Below are 23,032 nucleotides of genomic sequence, written 5' to 3'. Positions count from 1 at the left end.
CTTTACGGCGCGCGTTCCCGGCGCCGCCCCTCCCCCCAGTGTCTCGCCCGTTTCGGCATCACCGGCCCCATGCGGCGGCGGTGCGGGCTGTCACGATGACTGTTATATGATGGGACGGTACCGCGCACTGGCCGTCGGTACGCCTTCCCCCTAAAGCTGTTCCCGAAGGAGAATTTGCAATGTCCGAGCAAGACGAATTGATGGCGGAAGCTTTTGCCCACCTCGAAGCCGGCGATCCCGAATCGGCCCTGGAGGTCGGCAAACGGCTCGAGTCGATGCAGTACTCGGGCGCCTATGAGGTGCAGGCAATGGCCTACGCCGATATGGACGAAATGGAACAGGCAGTGGCCGTGCTCGAAGCTGGCGTCGCCCATGCGCCGGGCGTCTGGCTGCTCTGGCAACTGCTCGGCAACTATCGCTCTGATCTCGGACGCTTCCCCGCCGCCATCGAGGCCTACGAGGCCGCCGGCAACTGTGCGCCGGACGAAGACCTCGTGATCGTCGACTTCAATCACGCCAACGCCCTCGCCCGCCACGGCGATTTGGCGTCGGCGCAAACGCGTCTCGATCGTGTGCTCGAAAGCCCGCACCTCGCACAGGCCGGCCGCGCCTTCATCGAAAATGCTATCGCCCTGCGCATGCATCTGTTCAATGCGCAAGGCGAGCCGAAAGCCGCCATCGCCACCTACGAGGCGCTGCACAAGCACGAAGCCGACGACGAAGGCAGCAACGTCTCGATGGCCGACGTCGTTGCCGAGCTGTCGCTCGCCTACAAGCAGTCGGGTGAGAACGACAAGGCGCTCGCCAGCGCGCTGGAAGCCGTGCAACTGTACAAGTGGAGCGACGCCGCCCTGTGGGCGCTGCGTGCCGTGCGCGACGCCCAGTCGGACACTGCCCGCGCGATGCATCTGATCGTGGAAGGTCAGTGGTATGAACCGCTGGAAGACGAAGATCCCGATGGCCCGGCGCCCGAATTCGTCACCACCTACGATGTCGTGGCCGACGATGCAGAAGAAGCACTGCGTTTGATCGCCGAATGCGAGCCGCCGCAAGTCCGCGAATCGCTGCGCATCGCCGAGACGCATCCGATTGATCACGAGGACGAGTCGCCCACGCCCTACAAGGGTGTCTACGCCACGGGCGATTACCACATGTATCAACCGGGCGAAGACGAAGAAGTCGGCTAAGCCGGTCGTCGTGGCCGGCGGCGGACGATAACGCCGCAAACACCGTAAACACCAAAAGGGCACCTGAATTCTCCCGGTGCCCTTTTGGTTTTTTTTGGCTCACGCCAACGACGCACATCAGCGACAGAGGAGCCTCCCCTGTCACCCTGTCGTTTTACTTGTAGCCTGCGCGATCCAGAATGCGCTGCGCTTCCGGCAGATGCTTCGCAATCGTGCCGATAGGCACGTCTTCCGCCTTGAATTCGCCAAGCGCGGCAAGTGCCGGATTGTCGACCTTGGTCGTCGTCACCGCCGGCCACTCGTTGTTCCCGTTTGCGAAGTATTGTTGGGCTTCGTCGCTCGCCAGATATTCGAGGAATTTCACGGCGTTCGCATGATTCGGCGCATGCTTGGCAATGCCGGCGCCCGCCACATTCACATGGGTGCCCTTACCTGCCTGATCCGGCCAGATGAAGCCGACCTTCGACATCAGGGCCTTGTCTTCCGGCTTGTCCGAGCGCGCCATGCGCACGTAGTAGTACGAGTTCGCCAGGGCGACGCCACACTCACCGGTCGCTACTGCCTTGATCTGATCGGTGTCGCCACCTCGCGGGGCGCGGGCGAAGTTCGCCACCATGCCTTCGGCCCACTTCTGCGTCGCCTGAGCCCCTTCACGGGCGATCAGCGCGCCTACCAGCGAAAGCATGTACGGATGCGAGCCCGAGCGCGTGCAGACCTGTCCCTTGTGCGACGGCTCGGCGAGCGACGCGTACGTCTGGACCGTCTTCGGGTCGACCTTGTCCTTGTTGTAGACGATCACACGGGCGCGCGTCGAAAAGCCGTACCAGTCGGTGCCCGCCTTGGTGCTCGCGGCGTGCAGCTTGGCCGGAATGCGTGCATCGAGTATGGCCGACTTGGTCGGCTGAAACAGCCCCGCTTCGTCGGCTTTCGCAAGACGCGCGGCGTCGACCATCAGGATGACATCCGCCGGACTCTTGGCACCCTCGCTCTTCAGGCGTTCCAGCAACGCTGCATCGTCCGCTTCGATCCGATTGATCTTGATGCCGGTCTGCTTGGTGAACGTGCCGAAAAGCTGTTCGTCGGTCTGATAGTGGCGCGCCGAGTACAGGTTCAGCACGCCAGCGGTGTCCGCTTGCACGCCGAATGCCGCCGTCATCGCGATGCCGAGCACCGTCAGTCGTGCCAGTTTGCCGATCGTCTTCGCCTTCATGGGCCATTCCCCCGCAGTCGTAGTTTCGTAGAGAGGAACAGCATAATGAAAAACGATCATCAACGCAAATGATTCCCATTTTCATTGATTTCGATATTCACTATTCAGAGCAAGGATGCAGCGCAGTGCGGGATTTACCGCGATAACCACCGCGAGAGCAAGAGGCGTCGGGTTCGCCAACGCGGTTGACGCCATTGCGCATCAAGGCACCGGTGGGCGACCGTAGATTACGCGTGTTGCGGCTGATAAGACGGGCCATGGCGCGAAGGGTTCCACAACAGGTGCCGCACTTTGATGCCCCCCTCGAAAAGTGAACCGAATGGCGCCTGCGCCGCTCCAATCGCCGTAAAATTGCAAGTCGACGCGCGCCAGTGCCCTCTCTTCCCTACGATAAACGGTACCGCGAGCGTTAGTCCTGCCTAGCCGGAGTTTCCTCTTGTTGTCGTTGATTCGAGTTATGCGTCGCGCGCTCACGCCGACCACCCATACCGCCCCCGTTATGTCGTCTTCCCTCCGGCCCGCCCTTGTGCCCCGCCGGCTTGTCACGTCCCCGCGCACGGCCCTGAGCGCCCTCGCCATGGCTGCCGTGCTGGCCGGGTGTGCCAGCGCCCCGCCGGTCGACTCGCAGGGCAGCAATGCACCTGCCACGCCCACCAGCCCGACACCGCCGGTTGCGCAGACGCCGGCAGTGCCCGCCACGCCGATCGCGCCCCCCAAGGTTGTACGGCCGCTGAAGATAGGCCTGGCACTCGGTGGCGGCGCGGCTCGTGGCTTCGCGCATGTGGGTGTGATCAAGGCGTTGGAAGCCCGCGGCATTCACGCAGACATCGTGGTCGGCACCAGCGCGGGCAGCGTCGTTGGTGCGATGTACGCCTCGGGGCTGAACGGCTTCCAGCTCAATCGTCTGGCCTCCACGATGGATGAGGCGTCGATCAGCGACTGGACGATGCCCTTCCGCTCGCGCGGCATGTTGCGAGGCGAAGCGCTGCAGTCTTACGTCAACAAGATCCTCAAGGACCGTCCGATCGAGCAGATGCCGCGTCAGTTGGGCATCGTGGCCACCGACTTGCAGAGCGGCGCGCCCATCCTGTTCCGTCGCGGCAACACGGGCCAGGCAGTGCGGGCCTCAAGCAGCGTGCCGGGCGTGTTCGAACCCGTACGCATTGGCGCACGCGATTATGTCGATGGCGGTCTCGTCGCCCCGGTGCCGGCCGAATACGCCCGGCAGATGGGCGCCGACTTCGTGATTGCAGTCGATATCTCGGCCAATCCGACCGCGCAGGCGACACAAGGCCAGTTCGACATCCTCATGCAGACGTTCACGATCATGGGACAGTCGATCAAGCAGTACGAACTGGAGAAGAACGCCGACATCGTGATTCGCCCGTCGCTGGCAAAGATGGCCGCCTCGGATTTCCAGGGCCGCAACCGAGCGATTCTGGCCGGTGAGGAAGCCGTCGCGAAGCTGTGGCCGCAGATACAGCGCAAGCTGGCCGACGCCCAGACGGATGCTACGCGCGGCATGCCTCAGGCTTCGCGCTAAAGGGGTACCCTCGCTGGCGGGCCGCCACGCGCGCGGCCCGCCAGGCGCCAGAACGCATTTGGCCAGCCCCATAGAGGACCGGATGCATCAAAAGAAAAGCCGCCCATCGGGCGGCTTTCTCATTCGCGTCGATGTCCACTGACTCAGCGGACACCGCAGCTTACATCGGGTGGTCGTTCTTGAAGAGTTGCTCGACGCGCGTCAGTTCGGCGCTGGCTTTGAGCGTTTCGACACGGCGAGCGCCGTTGTAACGGGCCGACCAGTACGACTCACGCAGGTCTTCCACGCGAATCTTGCCGCCCGTGGCCGGGGCATGCACAAACTTGTCACCGCCGATATAGATGCCAACGTGCGAGAAGCTGCGGCGCATCGTGTTGAAGAACACCAGATCGCCCGGCTTCAGATCGGTCTTGGCGATACGCTCGCCCACCTGGCTCATTTCTTCCGAGCGGCGCGGCAGCATGAAATTGAGCGTGTCCTGGAACACATAGCGCACGAAGCCGCTGCAATCCAGACCGCTGTCCGGCGTGTTCCCGCCGTACTTGTAGCGCACGCCGATGTAGTTCAACGCGCCAAGTACGACGTCTGATGCCTTGTCGGTAACGTTCGAGAGCAGCTTCTGCGCACGTTGCACACGCGACTCTTCGACAGCCGCCTGCGGGGCATCGGACATGCCTGCCGTGGCAGCGTTGGCCGTGGCATTCTGGGAAGCGTTGGCGGCCTGAATGGCGGCGGCGGCAGCACGAGCAGCGGGGCTCGGGCCACTGTTGTAATCGTCAGCCTTCGCTGTCAACGAAGCGGTGACGAGGCCAGCGGCAGTGAACGCGAGAAGGAGAGTCTTGCGGGTGCGCGAAGGGGTCGTCGTCTGCATTGGTCGCCGGGTTGAGTGTGTCGGATGGCCGATGAGTAGCTCGTCAGGTGCAACAGGATGCTGCCGTGTCGAACACCCTCGAGTCACGCCCGGCTAGACCCACCGCCGAACTTGTCGTCTGAACTGACCTGTTAACTCGTTGAATATTCAACTTTATTGGTAGGCGATAGTAATGTGAACGTCACATGATGTCAAAAGGTAATAGAAAAAAACAATCACTACAACCAGAAAATTCTCATTTCCAATCAAGCCTTTGCGATTTAGACGACGTTCCGCGACGTTATGTGACGTTTCACTACCATGTCATGAGCCTACAACATGGCCGCCGCGACCAGTTCCCGGGTGTAATCGTTTTGCGGATCAAAAAATACCGATTCCGTATCCCCCTGCTCCACCAGATGCCCATCCTTGAACACCAGAACGCGGTGCGCCATGGCTCGCATAACCGCCAGATCGTGACTGATGAAGAGGTAGCTCAGGTTGTACTTGATCTGCAATTGGGCGAGCAGATGAAGCACCTGCTGCTGAATCGAGACGTCGAGTGCGCTGGTTGGTTCGTCGAGCACGAGAATCTGCGGTTCGACGACGAGCGCACGCGCGATGGCAATCCGCTGCCGTTGACCGCCCGAGAACTCGTGCGGATAACGCGACATGGCGCGCGCATCGATCCCCACCTCGCGCAACACGCCCGCCACGCGAGCGCGCCGCTCGTCCTCCGTCTGCTGCGGACGATGCAGCGCGAGCCCCTCCCCCACAATCTCCTCGACAGTCATACGCGGCGACAGCGAGCCGAACGGGTCTTGAAATACGATCTGCATGCGCGAGCGCAACGTGCGCTGCGCGGTGCCGCGATAGGACGAAAGCGGCTCGCCCTGAAACTCGATCTGTCCGGCGCTTGCGTGCTGAAGCCCGAGCAACGCCATCGCGAGCGTCGACTTGCCGGAGCCCGACTCACCCACCACACCGAGCGTTTCTCCCTGACGCAATGCCAGATCGACCGGATGCACGGCGCGGAACTGCCCGCGCCGGAACCAGCCGCGCATACCGGGCAGCGAGATCGGATAATCCACCGCGACGCCGCGCGCTTCGAGCAACACCGGCGCAATCGGCAGCACGGGATGGATCTCGCGTTGCGGGCGGCTGTCGATGAGTTTCCTTGTGTACGGATGCTGCGGATTCGCAAAAAGCGTCTCGGTATCTGCGCACTCCACGAGCACGCCCTTCTCCATCACCGCCACGCGTTGCGCGAACCGCCGCACCAGATTCAGGTCGTGCGTGATGAGCAGCACAGCCATGCCACGCTTCTCGGCGGCATCGCGCTGCAATTCGAGCAGCAGCTCGATGATCTGTGCGCGAATGGTGACGTCGAGCGCCGTGGTCGGCTCGTCCGCCAACAGCAACTTGGGACGGCAGGCGAGCGCCATGGCGATCATGGCGCGCTGGCGCTGGCCGCCGGACAACTCATGCGGGAAGTGGGACACACGGCGTTCCGGCTCAGGGATGCCCGTGCGGCGCAGCAACTCTACCGCACGTGTCTTGGCGTCTCTGGAAGAGAGTCCCTCGTGCAGTTCGAGCGCCTCGGCAATCTGCTCGCCAATCGGATAGAGCGGATTGAGCGCGGTCATCGGCTCCTGAAAGATCATGGCGACGTCGTTACCGCGCACCCCACGCATGGCACGCTCGCTCAACGACGCCAGGTCCACGCCGTCGAGCATGACGCGTCCCTGGATCTGTGCGTCCTGCAACAGGCGCAGGATGGCCAGTGCCGTCACGCTCTTGCCGGAACCCGACTCACCGACCAGCGCGACGCGCTCGCCGCGCTCGATAGCAAGGCTCACGCCCTTCACCGCTTCGGTGTCACCGAAGCGCACCGACAGGTTTTCGATACTGAGCAGCGGCGCGGTCACATCGCCCCCCCGGCCGCGGCCTGTTTGTCCGCGATACGCGTGTCGAGCGCATTCCGCAAGGCGTCTCCCATGAAGGTGAGCAACAGAAGTGTGAGCACCAGCACGACGAACGTGGCCAGCGAAATCCACCACGCGTCGAGATTCGCCTTCCCTTGATTGAGCAACTCGCCGAGGCTTGGCGTGGGCGGCGGCACGCCAAGCCCGAGAAAGTCGAGACTCGTGAGCGCCAGAATCGCCCCGCTCATGCGGAATGGCAGGAACGTGATTACGGGCGTCATGCTGTTGGGCAATACGTGACGCCGGATGATCTGCCAGTTCGAAAGCCCCATCGCCCGCGCCGCGCGAACGTAATCGAGCTGACGATTGCGCAGAAACTCGGCACGCACATAGTCGGACAACCCGATCCAGCCGAACAGCGAGAGCAGCACGAAGAGCAGCCACAGATGCGGCTCGAAAATCGACGCAAAAATGATGAGCAAATACAGCTCGGGCAGCGATCCCCAAATTTCGATGAGGCGTTGCAGCGTCAGGTCGATGCGCCCGCCATAGTAGCCCTGCACGGCCCCCGCCAGCACGCCAAGCAAGGTGCCGGAGATGGTCAGCGCCAGCGCGAAGATGACCGATAGCCGGAACCCATAGAGCAGCCGCGAGAAGACGTCGCGCCCGCGATCGTCCGTGCCCAGCCAGTTCTCCGACGACGGCGGCGCAGGATTGGGCACCTTCGCGAAATAGTTGATGGTGTCGTAGCTGTAGCGCACCGGCGGATAGATCGCGAAGTTCTCGCCTGCGCGGATACGGCCTTCGATGAACGGATCGAGGTAATCGGTCGGCGTCGGGAAGTCGCCGCCGAAGGTCGATTCGGGATACGTCTTCACGAGCGGGAAATACCACTGCCCGTCGTAGCGAACGACCCACGGCTTGTCGTTGGCAATCACCTCGGCAAAGAGGCTGATGCCGAACAGCACGACGAACGCGACAAGGCTCCAATAGCCCATTCGGTGGCTGCGAAAGCGCCGCCAGACGCGCCAGCGCGGCGAACGCGATGGCGAAGGCGTTGAGGCGAACGACGACGGGCGTGGCGATGGCGTGGCAGATCGGGTCACGTCAGTGCTCCAGTCGATCGAATTGAATGCGCGGGTCGACCAGCACGTAGCACAGGTCGGAGATGAGCTTGGTCAGCAAGCCGATGAGCGTGAACAGATACAGCGAGCCGAGCACGACCGGATAGTCGCGGCGCTGCACCGATTCGTACGACAGGCGGCCGAGCCCGTCGAGCGAGAACAGTGTCTCGATCAGCAGACTCCCAGCGAAGAATGCACCGATGAACGCCGCCGGAAAGCCGGTAATCAGCGGAATCAGCGCATTGCGAAAGACATGTTTGAACAGCACCTTGCGCTCCGAGAGACCTTTGGCGCGCGCGGTCAGCACGTACTGCCGGCGAATCTCGTCGAGGAAGGCGTTCTTCGTGAGCATGGTAATCACGGCGAAACTGCCGACGACCGACGCCGTCACCGGCAGCGTGATGTGCCACAGATAATCGGTGATCTTCGCCGGCCACGACAGATCGCTCCAGTTATCGGAGACGAGTTCGCGCAGCGGGAACAACTGCCAGAACGTGCCGCCGCCGAAGAGCACGAGCAACAGCACCCCGAGCACGAAGCCGGGGATGGCATAGCCGACAAGCACGACCAGACTCGTGAGCGTGTCGAATCGGGAACCGTTGCGCACCGCCTTGGCGATGCCCAACGGCACCGATATCAGGTACGTCAGGAAAAACGTCCACAGCCCGAGAGAAATCGACACCGGCAACTTCGAGACGATCAGCGACCACACGCTCTGGTGACGGAAGTAACTCTCGCCCAGGTCGAATTTCGCGAAGCGCTTGAGCATCAGCCAGTAGCGCTCCGCCGGCGTCTTGTCAAAGCCGTAGAGCGCCTTGATCTGCGCGAGTTGTTGCGCGTCGATACCGCGCCGCCCGCGATAATCGCTGCCGCCTGAGCCGCTCGCCTCGCCGCCACCGCCCGCGCGGCCCTTGAGTTCGAGCATCACCTGCTCGACCGGACCACCCGGCACGAATTGAATGACGACGAAGGTCAGCGTGATCACGCCGAGCAGCGTCGGAATCATGATCAACAGCCGTTTGAGTATGTAGGACCACATGGTTGGGGGACAGCTCCTGTCGGTGCCTGACGCTCAGGGTGAATCTATCGGGACGCCGCAGATGCGGCGGAGGCCGGGGGAACGGACGCACCGGACGCCACGGGCACCTCAGACGCAGCGGACGTTGCCGCCTTGCCCGGCTCGATGCGCGAATCCCACCACATCGACACGAGCCAGCCTTCCGCGGTGTAGTACTGCGGCAATTTTTCCGGGAACCGCAGATATTGCCGGTACGCCATGCGATGCGTCGACGAGAACCAGTTCGGGACGATGTAGTAGCCGTGCATCAGCACCCGGTCAAGCGCACGCGCGGAGGCCACGAGATCCTCGTAGGTATGCGCGCGCACGAGTGAAGCCACGAGCGCATCGACGGCCGGGTCTTTCAGACCGATGGCGTTGTCCGAGCCGTCCACGTTGGCCGACTGACTGCCGAAGCGGTCGATCAACTCCGTGCCGGGGATCTGCGAATCGGGATAGCGCAACGAAATCATGTCGAAGTCGAAGGTCTCGATACGCTTCTGATACAACGCAAAGTCGCTCGTGCGGAAGTTCAGTGTGATGCCGAGCTTCGCGAGATTGCGCGCGTAAGCCGACGCGACCGGTCCCATCGCACCGCCGTCGTCGAGAAACTCGAACACGAACGGCTCACCCTTCGCGTTACGTAGAGCGCCATCGCGATAAGTCCAGCCCGCTTGCGCCAGCAGTTGCCGCGCCTCGCGCAGGTTCTCGCGCAGACTCGCAGGCGGGTTCGTCGTGGGCTGCACGACCATCGGCCCGAACACGGCCGGATCGAGCTTCTTGCGCAACGGCTCGAGCAGCTTCAACTCCGCCTCGCTCGGCATGCCGCGCGCCGCGAGATCGCTGTTGGTGAAGTAGCTGTAGATGCGCTGATACTGGTTGTAGAACAGTTGCCGGTTGAGCCACTGATAGTCCAGCGCGAGGTCCAGCGCGCGGCGCACACGCACGTCGCGGAACATGTCGCGCCGCACGTTCAGGATGAAGCCCTGCATGCCGGCCGCATTGTGATGCGCGAACTCGCGCTTGATCAGCTCGCCATCGCGAAAACGCTTGCCCACGTAACTGCGCACCCAGCTTCGGGCGCGGAACTCGGTAATCGCGTCGAACTCGCCCGCCTTGAAGCCTTCGAGTCGCACGATGTCGTCGGAGTACAGCTTGTAGACGATGCGATCGAAGTTGTACGTGCCCCGTCGCACCGGCAGGTCGCGCCCCCAGTACTTCGGATCGCGCCGGAAAGTAATACGCCGCCCGCCGTCGTACGACTCGATCAGATAGGGGCCGCTCGCAATCGGTGTCTCGAACGTCAGGGCGTCGAATGCCTTGCGCTTGCCGTCGGCGCCGGCGCCCCACTTGGGCGAGAAAACCGGCACCGTTGCCACGAGCAGCGGCAGATCAGGACTCACACGACGAAAGTCGAAGCGCACGCGGCGATTGTCGATGACCGTCGCACCCTTCACGTCCGAGAGCATGACCTTGAAGCCCGGCGCCGACTGCGGACTCATCAGGGTATCGAAGGAATACTTGACGTCCTGCGCCGTCACCGGATCGCCGTTGTTGAAACGTGCCGCCGGATTGATGTGAAACGTGACCGAGGTGCCGTCGGGGGCCACAGCGATGTCGTCGGCGAGCAGGCCGTAGACGGTCGCGGGTTCGTCCGCACTGCCAATGCCGAGCGTCTCGAACATGAGACCGAGCACCCCCGGCGGCGATGTGCCGCGCAGCGTGAACGGGTTGAACTTGTCGAAGCTGGTGCGGCGATCGGGGTTCGCCAGTGTCAGCGTGCCGCCACGCGGCGCATCGGGATTGACGTAATCGAAGTGCGTGAACCCCTGCGGATACTTGGGCTCACCGTATTGCGCGATGGCGTACTTGGCGTGGGCCGCAGGGGCCAGCAACAGACCCGCGGCAAGCACCGGAACAACCGTCAGAGAAAACACGAAGCCACGGAGCGAGCCCCGCGTTGAGTGTGGATGCCGTGTGGTGCGCGCGTTCATGCGTCTCCTGTATTGGTCGGCGCGTGCGCCAGACTGTCAGGGCCCGGACGCATCCAGCCCCTCCCCTTCGCTCCGCCGCGACATCTGGTAACGTCTCGTAACCACACCATCACGCACATTTCCCGCATGAGGGTTGGCGGCACGGTCGGACCGCGCGACAATTGTACCCAAAAGCCCGGCGTTCACCGCACTGAAAGGCACATGCTCGCCGGCCCGGTTCCCTTATTTCCGCCCTGGAGGCCGACGTTGAGTGCTACACGATCGCCCGTGCAGAACCCCAACCGTACTCTTCCCCGCTGGCTCGCCAAGTTTTTCTTTCAGTGTGTTGAAGCCGCGCAACGCCGCATTGCTCTCAGCTCGCTGGTCGGCGACAAACCCATCTTCGATAATGCCCAGTTCCCCTGGGTCGAAGCCATCGAAGCACAGGCCCCGGCAATCGCCAAAGAGCTTGAAACCGTCCTGGCCACTCCCGGACGCCTGCCCGCATTTCACGAGATCTCGCCCGACGTCGCCACCATCACGCAAGACCATCAGTGGCAGACCTTCGTCTTTCTCGGCTACGGCATGCGTGCCGAACGCAATCTCTCCCGCTGCCCGGCCACGGCAGCTGCCCTCGAAGGCATTCCCGGTCTGCGCACGGCGTTCTTCTCCATCCTCTCGCCCGGCAAGCAGATCCCGCTGCATCGCGGACCTTACAACGGCGTACTGCGCTTGCATCTCGCGCTGAAAGTGCCACGCCAGCGCGAGAATTGCTGGATCGAAGTCGATGGCCAACGCTATGTCTGGCAGGCGAATCGCGCGGTAATCTTCGACGACGCGTACCCGCATCAGGTGCATAACGATACCGACGAGACCCGCGTGGTGCTGTTCGTCGATTTCGAGCGCCCATGCAAAGCGCCGGTGTCCTGGCTCAACAGATTGCTGCTCGCCTTCGCCCCGCTAACACCGGAGTTGCAGCAGGCCAAGACCAATCACGAAAAGTGGGAGCGCGACTACTACGCCACGCCCGCCGCAACCACGCAGCGCGCTGCCGGCACACCGGCAGCAAACGCGCCTGAGGTCACCCCGGCGGCACAGGTCGAACATGCGGACTCGCATCGGGCGCAAGCCGTCACCGACGAACGCGCCCACGGTTGAAATCTCGCGCACAAAAAAACGCCAGCGAACTTTCTGCTGACGTTTTTCATTTCAGGTCTGACTGACGACTACCGTCCGGGTTGTGCAAGCGCGTCCTGCGCGGGCGGCGGCACGAAGTTCGCCGCCAGCACCGCGACGAGCGCCGCCGCCATCATCGCACCAATGCCGAGCGCGGGGTCCCCGAAGCGCAGATACGCCACCTTCATCACCTCGATCACGGCGACCGCGACAACGATGGTGATCATGCTGAGCATGCCGGCCACCGTGGCGCGATTGGGGCTGTCGACGGCGAACAACGACTGCCGATAGACCACGCCGTAGCACATGCCCATCCCGAACGCGTGCAGCGACGTGCCGACGAGCAACGCCGGATAGCCCGGCGCAAGAATCGCCGTGCCGATGAGCGATACCGCCGCCCCGATCAACATGGCCGCCACGCCGGTCGCCAGCAACCGTCCATTGGACCAGCGGCCGACCTGACGCGCGAGCAACACGTTGCCGAGAATCAACGCCGCGAACACCGGCACTTGCAACACGGCGTACTGCATCTGCGACAAACCGGCTCGCTCGATCAGGAACACCGGACCCAGTGCGATCCAGGTGAGCAGCGGCGTCACGGCAAGCCCCGTCAGCACGGCGCCACGCCAGAAACGCGCACTCGAGAGCGGCAGCTTGTAGCCCGCCCAGAGTTGCTTCGCGTTCAACGCACCACGGTCATGGCGCGAGAGTTCCGGCATGGTGCGATACAACCCGATGAACGAGAACACGGCCACGATGGCGATCAGCCAGAAGATGCTGCGCCACGGCCAATACGACACAACTGCGGCGCCCGCCAGCGGCCCGAACAGCGGCGAGAGCAGCGACACGTTCGCCATGAGCGCCATGACACGGACTGCCGTTTTCTCTTCGAAGGCTTCGTGCACGGTCGGATACCCCACTGTCAGCACAAAGCAGCAGCCCATGCCCTGCAGGAAACGCAGCAGGATGAATTGCGGCATCGTCTGTACGTAGTGCATCGCCAGACACGCCACGACAAACATCGCGAGGCCGCAGAGCAGCACGCGACGGCGTCCGAAGCGATCGGCCAGCGGTCCGAGCAGCCATTGCAGGCTGGCGTTGCCGAGCATGGCGGCGGTGAGCGCCAGCGTGGTCATGTCCGCCGACGCGCCGAACTCGCGCGTTACCAGCGGCATGCCGGGCATGATCATGTCGTTCGAGATGTAGACGGCAAACTCGAAGAGCACAAGCGAGAAGGGAAACCAGAATCTGGAAACCGGCGCGACTGAGTGAGACACCTCGTAAAGGCTCCTATGAAAGGCCAGCGCGCATGACGATGACCTTCGAAAAAAAACACCCCCGGTGCCTGCGAGGCACCGGGGGTGTCTGTGGTACCGGTGATGCCGTTTGCGTTACGGCATTCGATCGTTCAGACGTCCAACAGTTCGACCTCGAAGACCAGCGTCGCGTTCGGCGGAATCACGCCGCCGGCACCGCGCGCGCCGTAGCCCAGTTCGGGCGGAATGACCAGCTTGCGCTTGCCGCCGACCTTCATGCCGGCAACGCCTTCGTCCCAACCGCGAATGACCATGCCGCCACCGAGCACGAAGGCGAACGGGTCGTTACGGTCTTTGCTCGAATCGAATTTCTTGCCGTCGGTCAGCCAACCCGTGTAGTGAACGGTGACAGTCTTGCCCGGCGTGGCTTCGGTGCCGTCGCCCACTTGCAGATCGTCGTATTGCAGGCCGGAATCGGTGGTGATGGTCGACATCGTTGTCCTCGCTGGAAGAAGAGATGGTATCGACGCGCGAGGTATCGCCAACGCGCGAACTCGAGAAAGAAAAAACCCCCGGCTCTCCGCGAAGAGCCGGGGGTGTTCCGCCAAGGCGACTTGGCGGAGACGGAGGGATTCGAACCCTCGATCCAGGTTTTGGCCCAGATGCTCCCTTAGCAGGGGAGTGCCTTCGACCTCTCGGCCACGTCTCCCAAACTTGTCGTCACATCAGGGAGGTGATGTAACGAAGGCGTGATATTACCTACTGTTCTCGATGCCGTCAAACATTATGCGCATCAAAATCCAACATTTTTTGCACAGGTGTCATGCACTCGACACGTTCGGGGAGTTTTCCCCGCATCACATCGCGAAATTCGCGCTGCGCGCCGCATGCTCCACGCAAGCATGCAACACGCCGCGCGACTCCACCGAGGGCGCTTACGCCTGATCGAGTTCGAACGCCTTATGCAGCGCACGCACCGCCAGTTCCATGTACTTCTCGTCGATCAACACGGAGATCTTGATCTCCGAGGTCGAGATGAGCTGGATGTTGATGCCCTCTTCCGACAGCGTGCGGAAGGCCTTGCTGGCGATACCGACGTGCGAGCGCATGCCCACGCCGACGATCGACACCTTCGAGACCTTCGGATCGCCCACGACTTCAGCAGCACCGATGTGACCTTGGACATCGTTTTGCAGCAGCGCCATGGCACGCTGATAGTCGCCGCGCGGCACGGTGAACGTGAAGTCGGTCTTACCTTCCACGCTCAGGTTCTGGATGATCATGTCGACATCGATGTTCGCGTCGGCGATCGGGCCGAGGATCTGGTACGCGATGCCCGGACGATCCGGCACGCCGCGCACGGTGATCTTGGCCTCGTCGCGCTGGAATGCGATACCCGAGATGATGGCCTTTTCCATTTGTTCGTCTTCCTCAAAAGTAATCAGCGTGCCCGAGCGCGCTTCCTGGTCGAGCGCAATCATCGGATCGGTCAGGCTCGAGAGCACGCGAGTCTTGACCTGGTACTTGCCTGCGAATTCCACCGAACGGATCTGCAGCACCTTCGATCCGAGACTGGCCATTTCCAGCATCTCTTCGAAAGTGACCTTGTCGAGGCGGCGCGCTTCGTCGACCACACGCGGATCGGTCGTGTACACGCCGTCGACGTCGGTGTAGATCAGGCACTCGTCGGCCTTGAGCGCAGCAGCCACCGCCACTGCCGACGTGTCCGAGCCCCCGCGACCCAGCGTAGTCACGTTGCCGTTCGGATCGATCCCCTGGAAGCCGGTAATGACCACTACGCGGCCGGCGTTGAGATCGGCCATCACACGCTTGTCGTCGATTTCCGAAATGCGGGCTTTGGTGAAAGCGCTGTCGGTCTTGATCGGTACTTGCCAGCCGGCGTAGCTCACGGCATCGACGCCGGCGTCCTTGAGCGCTATCGCCAGCAGGCCAACGCTCACTTGCTCGCCTGTGGCGGCAATGGCGTCGAGTTCGCGCGGATCGGGATGGGCCGAAATTTCTTTGGCCAGACCCAGCAGACGATTGGTCTCGCCGGACATCGCCGACGGCACCACCACCATCTTGTGACCGGCCTTATGCCACTTGGCCACGCGCTTGGCGACATTCTTGATGCGCTCCACCGAGCCCATCGACGTGCCGCCGTATTTGTGTACGATCAGAGCCATAACATTGCTAACACATTGATTTAAAACCGTTTATGAATCCTGCGCAGATACCCGCCATGAGTATCGGTGACGTTTCGATTCGCGGAACTTTTCATTATCGCACGAATGTATCGCGCCTGAGCCGGTTTGGCGCAGATTGCGCTGCCGTTGCCACGAGATGCCGCATCCGGCAGCAGATTATGCTGTTTTGCGCGCCTTATGCCTCGTCGCACCACATCATCCGCCAGCGCACGCCGCTGCTCTCGTCACTTTGTGCCGCACCATCGATCCCCAGACGCGCAACGAAAACGATCTCGCTCCCCTGCCAGACGATCGGCACATGCCGCAACCACGCGGCGACCCCGCGATTTTGGTACCAGTGCTTGAGCGAGCGCGAATGGCCACCCGCACGCTCGCGCCATCGCTCTCCGCCCGCACGCGACCTTGCCACGAGGGGATGGGCGCGCAACATGTGCTCATCGATGGTGCCCTCGACAGACTCGCCCTCGGCGACCGGCGCGAACACGATGCGCCCCTGCCATTGCGGCAAAGGCCATTCCCGCTGGCCCGACCATCGCAATACGGCGTCAGGCGCCACATCGTCCAGATCTGCCGAACCGTAGACCGCCGTCCATTGCAATTCGTCGCGATACAACCGCAAGACGGCGTCGCCATGCGGCAACTCGAGCGAAGCGTCGGCCTGCGCATCGCGAATCTGCCGCACCCACTCCTCCAGCCGCGCTTCCGGCGGCATGACCAACCCGCGGCGCGCAGTCCAGTACCGCAGAAGATTCGCCAGTCGAGATGGGTCCAATGTCCGCAAACGGCTGCGTTGCAAACGCTCGTCTCCGTTAGCCGATGGCGAACGCGCCATGTCGAAATCGGCTTGCGCAAGTTGGTCGAGCAGCGACTGCGCCTGCGCGGCATGTCGTGCAAACCGCGCCAAGGTCTCCCGGTACGCAGGGACATGTGCGGCGATCGCAGGCATCACATCGTGACGCAACGCATTACGCAGGTAGTGGCGATCGTCGTTGGACGGATCTTCGACCCACGATAGCGAACGCGCCTTGGCATACGCACGCATCGTCTCGCGCGAGATGTCGAGCAGCGGGCGCAGCAAGCGCACGCGACACGGTTCGCCGCCCGCAACCGGCAACGCGCCTTCCACCGCCATCGCCGCCACACCGGGCAGCCCAGCACCACGCAACATTTGCAGCAGCACCGTCTCGGCCTGATCGTTCGCGTGATGAGCGCTCAAAAGCCATCCCACGCCGTGCGCGACGCAAGACGCCGCAAGGGCGTCATAGCGCGCCGCACGTGCCGCGCCTTCTATACCCTGACGCGCGTCGCGCGGCACATTCACGCGCCGCGCCTCGAACACAAAACCGCGCAAACGCGCTTCGCGCTCGCACACGACTAGCCAGTCGTCCGCGTGTTCGGACAGTCCGTGATGAATGTGGACGGCCAGCGGCGGCGCAACCGTCTCGCCGGCCTCACGACGCGTCCGAACCCAATGTGCGAGCGCATCGAGCAGCACCATCGAGTCGAGGCCGCCGCTCAGCGCGAGGGCAAGGGTGCTGCCGGGTGCAGGTGCGGGTGTGGGGGCGTCGCAAGCGGTGACGTGCGCCGCCAGCGCCAGACGCAAAGCAACGTCCACATGTGCAACTGCCGCGTCGCATCGGACAGATGCGAACGCGGCAGCAGAAGAATCGTGATGAGGCATCGGATTCGGCGTCATCGCCACGACGGGCGACGACGCAATGACGGACGCTTTACTTCGCGACGGCTTCCTTGAATTTGCCATAGCTCATCAGACGCTCGAAACGACGCTCGAGCAGCTCCTTGTGGCTGATGCCCTGGAACTGGCGCAGCGAGTCGGCCAGCGCACGCTTGAGCATGCCGGCCATGCCGAGCGGATCGCGATGCGCACCACCCAGCGGCTCGTTGATGATCTTGTCGATCAGGCCCAGCGCCTTCAGACGGTGAGCCGTCAGACCCAGCGCTTCGGCCGCCTCGGGTGCCTTGGCAGCGCTCTTCCACAGAATCGACGCGCAACCTTCCGGCGAGATCACCGAGTACGTCGAGAACTGCAGCATCATGACCGTATCGGCCACGGCGACAGCCAGCGCACCGCCCGAACCGCCCTCACCGATGATCGTGGTGATGATCGGCGTCTTGAGTTCGGCCATCACGTACAGGTTGTGACCGATGGCTTCCGACTGGCCACGCTCTTCGGCGTCGATCCCCGGATAAGCGCCCGGCGTATCGACGAACGTGAAGACGGGCAGACCGAACTTCTCGGCGAGCTTCATCAGCCGCATGGCCTTGCGATACCCCTCGGGACGCGGCATGCCGAAATTGCGCAGCGCGCGCTCCTTCGTGTCGCGGCCCTTCTGGTGACCGATGACCATGCAGGCCTGACCGTTGAAACGCGCCATGCCACCCACAATGGCGTGATCGTCCGAGAAGGCGCGATCGCCATGCAGTTCGTGAAAGTCGGTAAAGATGTCGCGAACATAATCGAGCGTATAGGGACGCTGCGGATGACGCGAAATTTGCGAAACCTGCCACGGGGACAGGTTCGTGTAGATGTCCTTGGTGAGCTGCTGGCTCTTCTTGGAGAGGCGCTCGATCTCTTCGGAAATGTCGACGGCTGAATCGTCTTGCACAAAGCGCAGCTCTTCAATCTTCGCTTCGAGTTCGGCGATCGGCTGTTCAAAATCCAAAAAGGTGTTCTTCATCAGGTTTCCCCGGAAATGCGGCAGCGTATTGTACCGCCGGCAACGTCTACCCGGCCGAGATAGACAACTTTCATTGTCGTTCAACCCGCAATAGACGCCAATAATGACTGAATGAGACGGAATGGACGCGGATTATACGTCCTCGGCAGAACAATCAGTATTCCACCGGCACCGGTTCGAGACTACGCCACATGTACCAGGTGGCGACGGAGCGCCACGGCTCCCAATTGGCGGCCACTTCCCGCGCTTCGCTGCGCGTGACGGGCTCACCGCTGAAATAGTTGACGCTGATCGCGTTGATCAGGCCGACATCGTCGAGCGGCAACACGTCGGGGCGCACCAGGTTGAACATCAGGAACATCTCGGCGGTCCAGCGGCCGATGCCGCGAATGCCGGTCAACTCGGCGATGACGGCCTCGTCGTCCATGCTCGCCCAGGCGTCGACGTGCAGCGCGCCCGATTTGAAATGCGTAGCCAGATCGAGGATGTACTCTGCCTTGCGGCGCGACAGCCCGCAACCGGCGAGCGCGTCGTGCCCGGCCTTAATGAACTGGGCCGGCGTGAGCTTCGGGCAGACCGCCGCCACACGGTCCCACACGGCTTGCGCCGCTTTCACGGAGATCTGCTGACCGACGATCGAGCGCGCGAGCGTGACGAACGGTTCGCCGCGTCCGGTCAGATGCGCCGGACCGAATTGCGGAATCAGTTTTTTGAGAATGCGGTCGCGCTTCATCAGATCGGCACACGCCTGATCCCAGAAGCCGGGACGCGTCGCGCCCGAGGCCACCGGCAGCGGCACGGCGCCGGTCACGACCTGCTCGACGACGTCGTGATCGATTCGCGCGATCGCCGGCGTCACGATACGCGTCTCGCCATCGCGCTTGGCGATAACGCGATGCGAGGTCGCGGGCGCTGACTTCGCAGGCGCTTTACGCGCGACCTTCGTTGCGGACTTCGGCACCGCCTTTTGCGCGACCTTCGATGCCGCCGGCTGTGCGGCCTTGCCAGCAGTACCGGCTTTCACCGCCTTTTCGGTCGTCTTGGCGGCGGCGGTCTTCCTGCCGGTCTTGACGGCCGCAGGCTTGCCGACGGCTGCCTTGGCCGGCGCGCGACGTGCGCTCTCGACGGCCTGCGCCGATTTGACGGCCTTGGCCGCCTTCTGCGCTGTCTTGGCCGCAGCGGTCTTGGTTGCAACCTTAGCGGCCACGGATTTACGAGTCACCATGAGATTTGCCTCGATGCGCCGCGCTCAGGCACGACGCCATTCGGTGGCGCCTCCGGGACGGTCTTCCAGCACGATGCCTTCGGCCAGCAGTTCGGCGCGAATGCGATCGGCTTCAGCGAAATTGCGTTCACGCTTGGCCTGGGCGCGCGCTTCGATGCGCGCTTCGACGGCGATACGCAACGCGTCGCCATCGTCCGCGCCCTCACCGCCCGCCGCCCCTTGCAGGAACGATTGCGGGTCACGGCCGAGCAACCCCAGCGTACCGGCGAGTCCCTGCAACTGACGCACGAGCACCGGATCGCGCTGCTTGTTGATTTCACCGGCGAGTTCAAACAGCACGGAAATCGCCACCGGCGTGTTGAAATCGTCATTCATCGCCGCCGCAAAGCGTTGCGCGTATGACTCGTTCCAGTCGAGCGGTGTGCCATCGCCTGCCGCATCCTTGAGCGCCGTGTACAGACGTGTGAGGCCGCCGCGTGCGTCGTCCAGATGCGCATCGCTGTAATTGAGCGGGCTGCGGTACTGTGCGCGCAGAATGAAAAAGCGTACGACTTCCGCATCGAACTTCGCGAGCACTTCGCGAATCGTGAAGAAGTTGCCGAGCGACTTGGACATCTTCTCGTTGTCCACGCGCACGAAGCCGTTGTGCATCCAGTAATTCACGAACGTCTCGCCCGTGGCGCCTTCGCTCTGCGCAATCTCGTTCTCGTGATGGGGGAATTGAAGATCGGCCCCGCCGCCGTGAATGTCGAAATGATTGCCCAGCAACTGGCAGCTCATCGCAGAGCATTCGATATGCCAGCCCGGACGGCCCGCGCCCCACGGCGAGGCCCATTTCGACTCGTCCGGCTCAGTGTCTTTCGCGCGCTTCCACAACACGAAGTCGAGCGGGTCCTGCTTCGCGGTATTGGCGGCAACGCGCTCACCGGCACGCAGATCCTCGATGGACTTGCCCGAAAGCTGGCCATAGCGGGAGAACTTGCGCACGGCATAGTTCACATCGCCGTCTTCGGCCTGATAGGCGTAACCGTTACGTTGCAGCGCACCGATCATGTCGACCATCTGCGGGATGAAGTCGGTCGCGCGCGGCTCGTGATCGGGACGCTGGACGCCGAGCGCGGCGGCATCTTCATGCATTGCCGCGATGAAACGCGTCGTCAGTTCGCGCATCGTCTCGCCGTTCTCGACGGCGCGCTTGATGATCTTGTCGTCGATGTCGGTGATGTTTTGTACGTAGGTCACCTGATACCCAAGCGTACGCAGCCAGCGCTGCACCATGTCGAACACCACCATCACGCGCGCATGACCAATGTGACAGTAGTCATACACCGTCATACCGCAGACATACATGCGGACTTCGCCGGGAACGAGGGGTACGAACGGCTGTTTGTCTCGCGCGAGCGAGTTGTAGACACGGAGTGAATCCATAGATAAGCGCTTGACCGGGCGGCAACAGCGCCGGACGCTGCGACGATGTTCTCGGGGACGTCACGGACTTCGTGGCGAGAGCGACATCGCGAGGCGGGCTGCGCGCCGTGCGGTAGAAAAAACGAACCTGCGAACCGCATCCACCGCCACTACGAGAAATGGCGCGGGCCGGGCGCAGGTGTTTTGTTAGAATGCGGCCGAGTATAGCATCTCTTGCGCACCTCTCAGGTATCCCAAGCACCCACTATGACGCAACGAAGCCGGTCACTTTTGTCCCCCGCAACGCGCCTTGTCTCCCGACTCCGCCCGGTCGCAGCTGCTGTACGCAGCGCCCGTGTGCTGGCGCTTGCGGGCGCCACCCTCGGCCTCGCGGGCACGTTGTTCGCATTGCCCGCCGGTGCTCAGGCCATCACCGATCCGCCACCGCCCGCCCCGCTGCAAACGCCGCAGCAAGCCAGCGAATCGGCTATCAACAAGCTGGCCGACACCGGCAAGTTCAGCGACGCGCTGGCGAAGATCGACGACCATCTCAAGCAGTATCCTCGCGACGCGCAGGTGCGCTTTACGCGCGGTCGCGTGCTCATGGAGATGGGTCGCAACGCCGAAGCCATCGACGCCTTCACCGCCCTCACGCAGGACTTCCCGGAACTGCCCGAGCCGTTCAACAACCTCGCGGCGCTCTACGCGCAGGCAGGTGAGTACGATAAGGCGCGTGCCGCGCTCGAGAGCGCGATTCGCAACAATCCGGGCTTCGCCGTGGCCTACTCGAACCTTGGCGACATCTATGCCAAGCTCGCCCAGCAGGCTTACCAGAAATCGCTGAAGCTCGCGCCGACAGCACGCGTATCGAACCGCGAGAAAATCCTGTCCAACATGCTTGCCCCGCAGCGCGCGGCGCCCGTGAGCCAGACGCCGGCACCGGCCAAGGCCAGCGACGACGCCGCGCTCAAGAATGTCGGCAAGTCAGGCAACTGAGACGCGCCGCGTCTTCCCTCTAACCGAACCCTCATTGCATACGGAGACACGCATGCCCTTTCCGAATCGCCTGCGGCGCGCACTGCTCGGCAGCGTGATCGCTGCGGCCGCCCTGTCGGGCACGAGCCTGAGCGCGTTCGCGCAAAGCGCCCAGCCGCAAGTGCAGTTCAAGACGTCGGCCGGCAACTTCGTGGTCGAACTCAACCCGAAGGCGGCCCCGAAGACGGTCGAGAACTTTCTTCAATACGTCAACAGTGGCTTCTATAACGGCACGATCTTCCACCGCGTCATGAACAACTTCATGATTCAGGGCGGCGGTTTCACGCCCGAGATGAATGAAAAAACCACGCGCGCACCGATTCCCAGCGAATCGCAGAACGGCCTGAAAAACGTGAAAGGCGCCATTGCCATGGCCCGGACGTCGAACCCGAATTCCGCGACCGCGCAATTCTTCATCAATGTGAAGGATAATGCGTCACTGGATTACCCCAGCCCGGATGGCTACGGCTATACGGTATTCGGTAAGGTGGTGTCCGGCATGGATACCGTCGAGAAGATCAAGGGCGTTGCCACGACCCGCAAGGGCATGTACGACGACGTGCCGGCCAAGCCCGTCGTGATCGAATCGGCCAGCGTCGTCAAGCACTGAAATCCGCCGGCCCATCGGAACCATTTCATCAGAAGGAAAGCATCATGGTTGAACTGCACACCAATCACGGCGTCATTCGCATCGAACTCGACGCAGACAAGGCCCCGAAGACGGTCGAGAACTTCCTCAACTACGTCAAGAACGGCTTCTACGACAACACCGTTTTCCATCGCGTGATCAACGGCTTCATGATCCAGGGCGGCGGCTTCGAACCTGGCATGAAGCAAAAGCCGACCGAAGCACCGGTCGAGAACGAGGCCAACAACGGCCTGAAGAACGACAAGTACACCCTGGCCATGGCGCGCACGAACGATCCGCACTCGGCCACAGCACAGTTCTTCATCAATGTCAGCGACAACGACTTCCTGAACCACAGCGCACCGACGCCGCAAGGCTGGGGCTACGCCGTGTTCGGCAAGGTTGTCGAAGGTCAGGACATCGTCGACCAGATCAAGGGCGTGAAGACCGGCTCGAAGGGCTTCCACCAGGACGTGCCGGTTGACGACGTCGTCATCGAAAAGGCCGTGATCGTCGCGTAAGCGCCGCCA

Annotated in this window: 19 protein-coding genes and 1 tRNA gene; 6 read left to right on the top strand and 14 right to left on the bottom strand. The window is 62.7% G+C overall.

The genetic code is table 11. From position 1 onward, the window contains the following. Positions 1-179: 179 nt before the first annotated feature. Positions 180-1,187 carry a tetratricopeptide repeat protein gene (locus PCO31110_RS12910; protein WP_150690593.1) on the top strand — a complete coding sequence of 336 codons (1,008 nt, stop codon included), beginning with the start codon at positions 180-182 and terminating at the stop codon, positions 1,185-1,187. Between the two features lie 154 nt (positions 1,188-1,341). On the opposite strand, the gene PCO31110_RS12905 is transcribed toward PCO31110_RS12910, so the two are convergent. Further along, complete coding sequence (locus tag PCO31110_RS12905) at positions 1,342-2,397, bottom strand: extracellular solute-binding protein (RefSeq protein ID WP_010807319.1); 1,056 nt, start codon at positions 2,395-2,397, stop codon at positions 1,342-1,344. A gap of 577 nt (positions 2,398-2,974) precedes the next feature. Between PCO31110_RS12905 and PCO31110_RS12900 the strand changes: the two genes are divergently transcribed. Continuing rightward, positions 2,975-3,940 (top strand): patatin-like phospholipase family protein, encoded by a 966-nt coding sequence (locus PCO31110_RS12900; RefSeq protein WP_010807320.1) that lies wholly within the window; start codon positions 2,975-2,977, stop codon positions 3,938-3,940. A 160-nt stretch (positions 3,941-4,100) separates the two neighbouring features. On the opposite strand, the gene PCO31110_RS12895 is transcribed toward PCO31110_RS12900, so the two are convergent. The 5 genes from PCO31110_RS12895 to PCO31110_RS12875 form a co-directional block, all read right to left on the bottom strand. After that, positions 4,101-4,811 carry a C40 family peptidase gene (locus tag PCO31110_RS12895; RefSeq protein WP_010807321.1) on the bottom strand — a complete coding sequence of 237 codons (711 nt, stop codon included), beginning with the start codon at positions 4,809-4,811 and terminating at the stop codon, positions 4,101-4,103. Between the two features lie 311 nt (positions 4,812-5,122). Next, on the bottom strand, positions 5,123-6,718 hold the full coding sequence (locus PCO31110_RS12890; RefSeq protein WP_010807322.1) for an ABC transporter ATP-binding protein: 1,596 nt from the start codon (positions 6,716-6,718) through the stop codon (positions 5,123-5,125). Beyond that, positions 6,715-7,821 (bottom strand): ABC transporter permease, encoded by a 1,107-nt coding sequence (locus PCO31110_RS12885; RefSeq protein WP_150690592.1) that lies wholly within the window; start codon positions 7,819-7,821, stop codon positions 6,715-6,717. Before PCO31110_RS12885 ends, PCO31110_RS12890 begins: the two co-directional genes overlap by 4 nt. Before the next feature lies 1 nt (position 7,822). Beyond that, positions 7,823-8,878 carry a microcin C ABC transporter permease YejB gene (locus PCO31110_RS12880; RefSeq protein ID WP_010807324.1) on the bottom strand — a complete coding sequence of 352 codons (1,056 nt, stop codon included), beginning with the start codon at positions 8,876-8,878 and terminating at the stop codon, positions 7,823-7,825. A 44-nt stretch (positions 8,879-8,922) separates the two neighbouring features. Next, positions 8,923-10,890: an extracellular solute-binding protein gene (locus PCO31110_RS12875; RefSeq protein WP_150690591.1), complete on the bottom strand. Its 1,968-nt coding sequence runs from the start codon at positions 10,888-10,890 to the stop codon at positions 8,923-8,925. A 246-nt stretch (positions 10,891-11,136) separates the two neighbouring features. On the opposite strand from PCO31110_RS12875, the gene PCO31110_RS12870 reads away from it, so the two are divergent. After that, on the top strand, positions 11,137-12,027 hold the full coding sequence (locus PCO31110_RS12870; protein ID WP_246189825.1) for an aspartyl/asparaginyl beta-hydroxylase domain-containing protein: 891 nt from the start codon (positions 11,137-11,139) through the stop codon (positions 12,025-12,027). Positions 12,028-12,095: 68 nt separating this feature from the next. Here PCO31110_RS12870 and PCO31110_RS12865 read toward each other — a convergent pair whose 3' ends face one another. The 8 genes from PCO31110_RS12865 to cysS all read right to left on the bottom strand — a co-directional run bounded on the left by PCO31110_RS12865 (position 12,096) and on the right by cysS (position 20,860). Beyond that, a complete protein-coding gene (locus PCO31110_RS12865) occupies positions 12,096-13,322 on the bottom strand; it encodes an MFS transporter (protein WP_010807327.1) in 1,227 nt (408 codons plus the stop codon). A gap of 131 nt (positions 13,323-13,453) precedes the next feature. Then, positions 13,454-13,795 carry an FKBP-type peptidyl-prolyl cis-trans isomerase gene (locus tag PCO31110_RS12860; protein ID WP_010807328.1) on the bottom strand — a complete coding sequence of 114 codons (342 nt, stop codon included), beginning with the start codon at positions 13,793-13,795 and terminating at the stop codon, positions 13,454-13,456. A gap of 121 nt (positions 13,796-13,916) precedes the next feature. Then, a tRNA-Ser gene (locus tag PCO31110_RS12855) sits at positions 13,917-14,010 on the bottom strand. 226 nt (positions 14,011-14,236) lie between these two features. Continuing rightward, positions 14,237-15,487 (bottom strand): aspartate kinase, encoded by a 1,251-nt coding sequence (locus tag PCO31110_RS12850; protein WP_150584754.1) that lies wholly within the window; start codon positions 15,485-15,487, stop codon positions 14,237-14,239. 196 nt (positions 15,488-15,683) lie between these two features. Further along, positions 15,684-17,123, bottom strand: coding sequence for a tRNA lysidine(34) synthetase TilS (gene tilS / locus PCO31110_RS12845; RefSeq protein ID WP_174979540.1), 1,440 nt, complete (start codon positions 17,121-17,123; stop codon positions 15,684-15,686). 115 nt (positions 17,124-17,238) lie between these two features. Further along, complete coding sequence (locus PCO31110_RS12840) at positions 17,239-18,207, bottom strand: acetyl-CoA carboxylase carboxyltransferase subunit alpha (RefSeq protein WP_010807331.1); 969 nt, start codon at positions 18,205-18,207, stop codon at positions 17,239-17,241. 154 nt (positions 18,208-18,361) lie between these two features. Beyond that, the gene (locus PCO31110_RS12835) at positions 18,362-19,432 is read right to left on the bottom strand and encodes a DNA-3-methyladenine glycosylase family protein (protein ID WP_010807332.1); all 1,071 of its coding nucleotides are present in this window, start codon (positions 19,430-19,432) and stop codon (positions 18,362-18,364) included. A gap of 24 nt (positions 19,433-19,456) precedes the next feature. Then, entirely contained in the window at positions 19,457-20,860 is a 1,404-nt protein-coding gene (gene cysS, locus PCO31110_RS12830; protein ID WP_150690588.1) for a cysteine--tRNA ligase, read from the bottom strand. 336 nt (positions 20,861-21,196) lie between these two features. Here cysS and PCO31110_RS12825 point away from each other — a divergent pair, with 336 nt between their 5' ends. From PCO31110_RS12825 to PCO31110_RS12815, 3 genes are read left to right on the top strand one after another with little or no spacing between them, the layout of a single operon-like run. Continuing rightward, on the top strand, positions 21,197-21,835 hold the full coding sequence (locus PCO31110_RS12825) for a tetratricopeptide repeat protein (protein WP_010807334.1): 639 nt from the start codon (positions 21,197-21,199) through the stop codon (positions 21,833-21,835). 52 nt (positions 21,836-21,887) lie between these two features. Then, the gene (locus PCO31110_RS12820) at positions 21,888-22,484 is read left to right on the top strand and encodes a peptidylprolyl isomerase (RefSeq protein ID WP_010807335.1); all 597 of its coding nucleotides are present in this window, start codon (positions 21,888-21,890) and stop codon (positions 22,482-22,484) included. Positions 22,485-22,528: 44 nt separating this feature from the next. After that, positions 22,529-23,023, top strand: coding sequence for a peptidylprolyl isomerase (locus PCO31110_RS12815; RefSeq protein ID WP_010807336.1), 495 nt, complete (start codon positions 22,529-22,531; stop codon positions 23,021-23,023). The last annotated feature ends 9 nt before the right edge of the window (positions 23,024-23,032 follow it).

Source organism: Pandoraea communis (assembly GCF_902459745.1).
GTDB classification, from domain to species: Bacteria; Pseudomonadota; Gammaproteobacteria; order Burkholderiales; family Burkholderiaceae; genus Pandoraea; species Pandoraea communis.
Note: the sequence above shows the minus strand (reverse complement) of the source record. Positions and strands in the feature narration are given on the sequence as shown.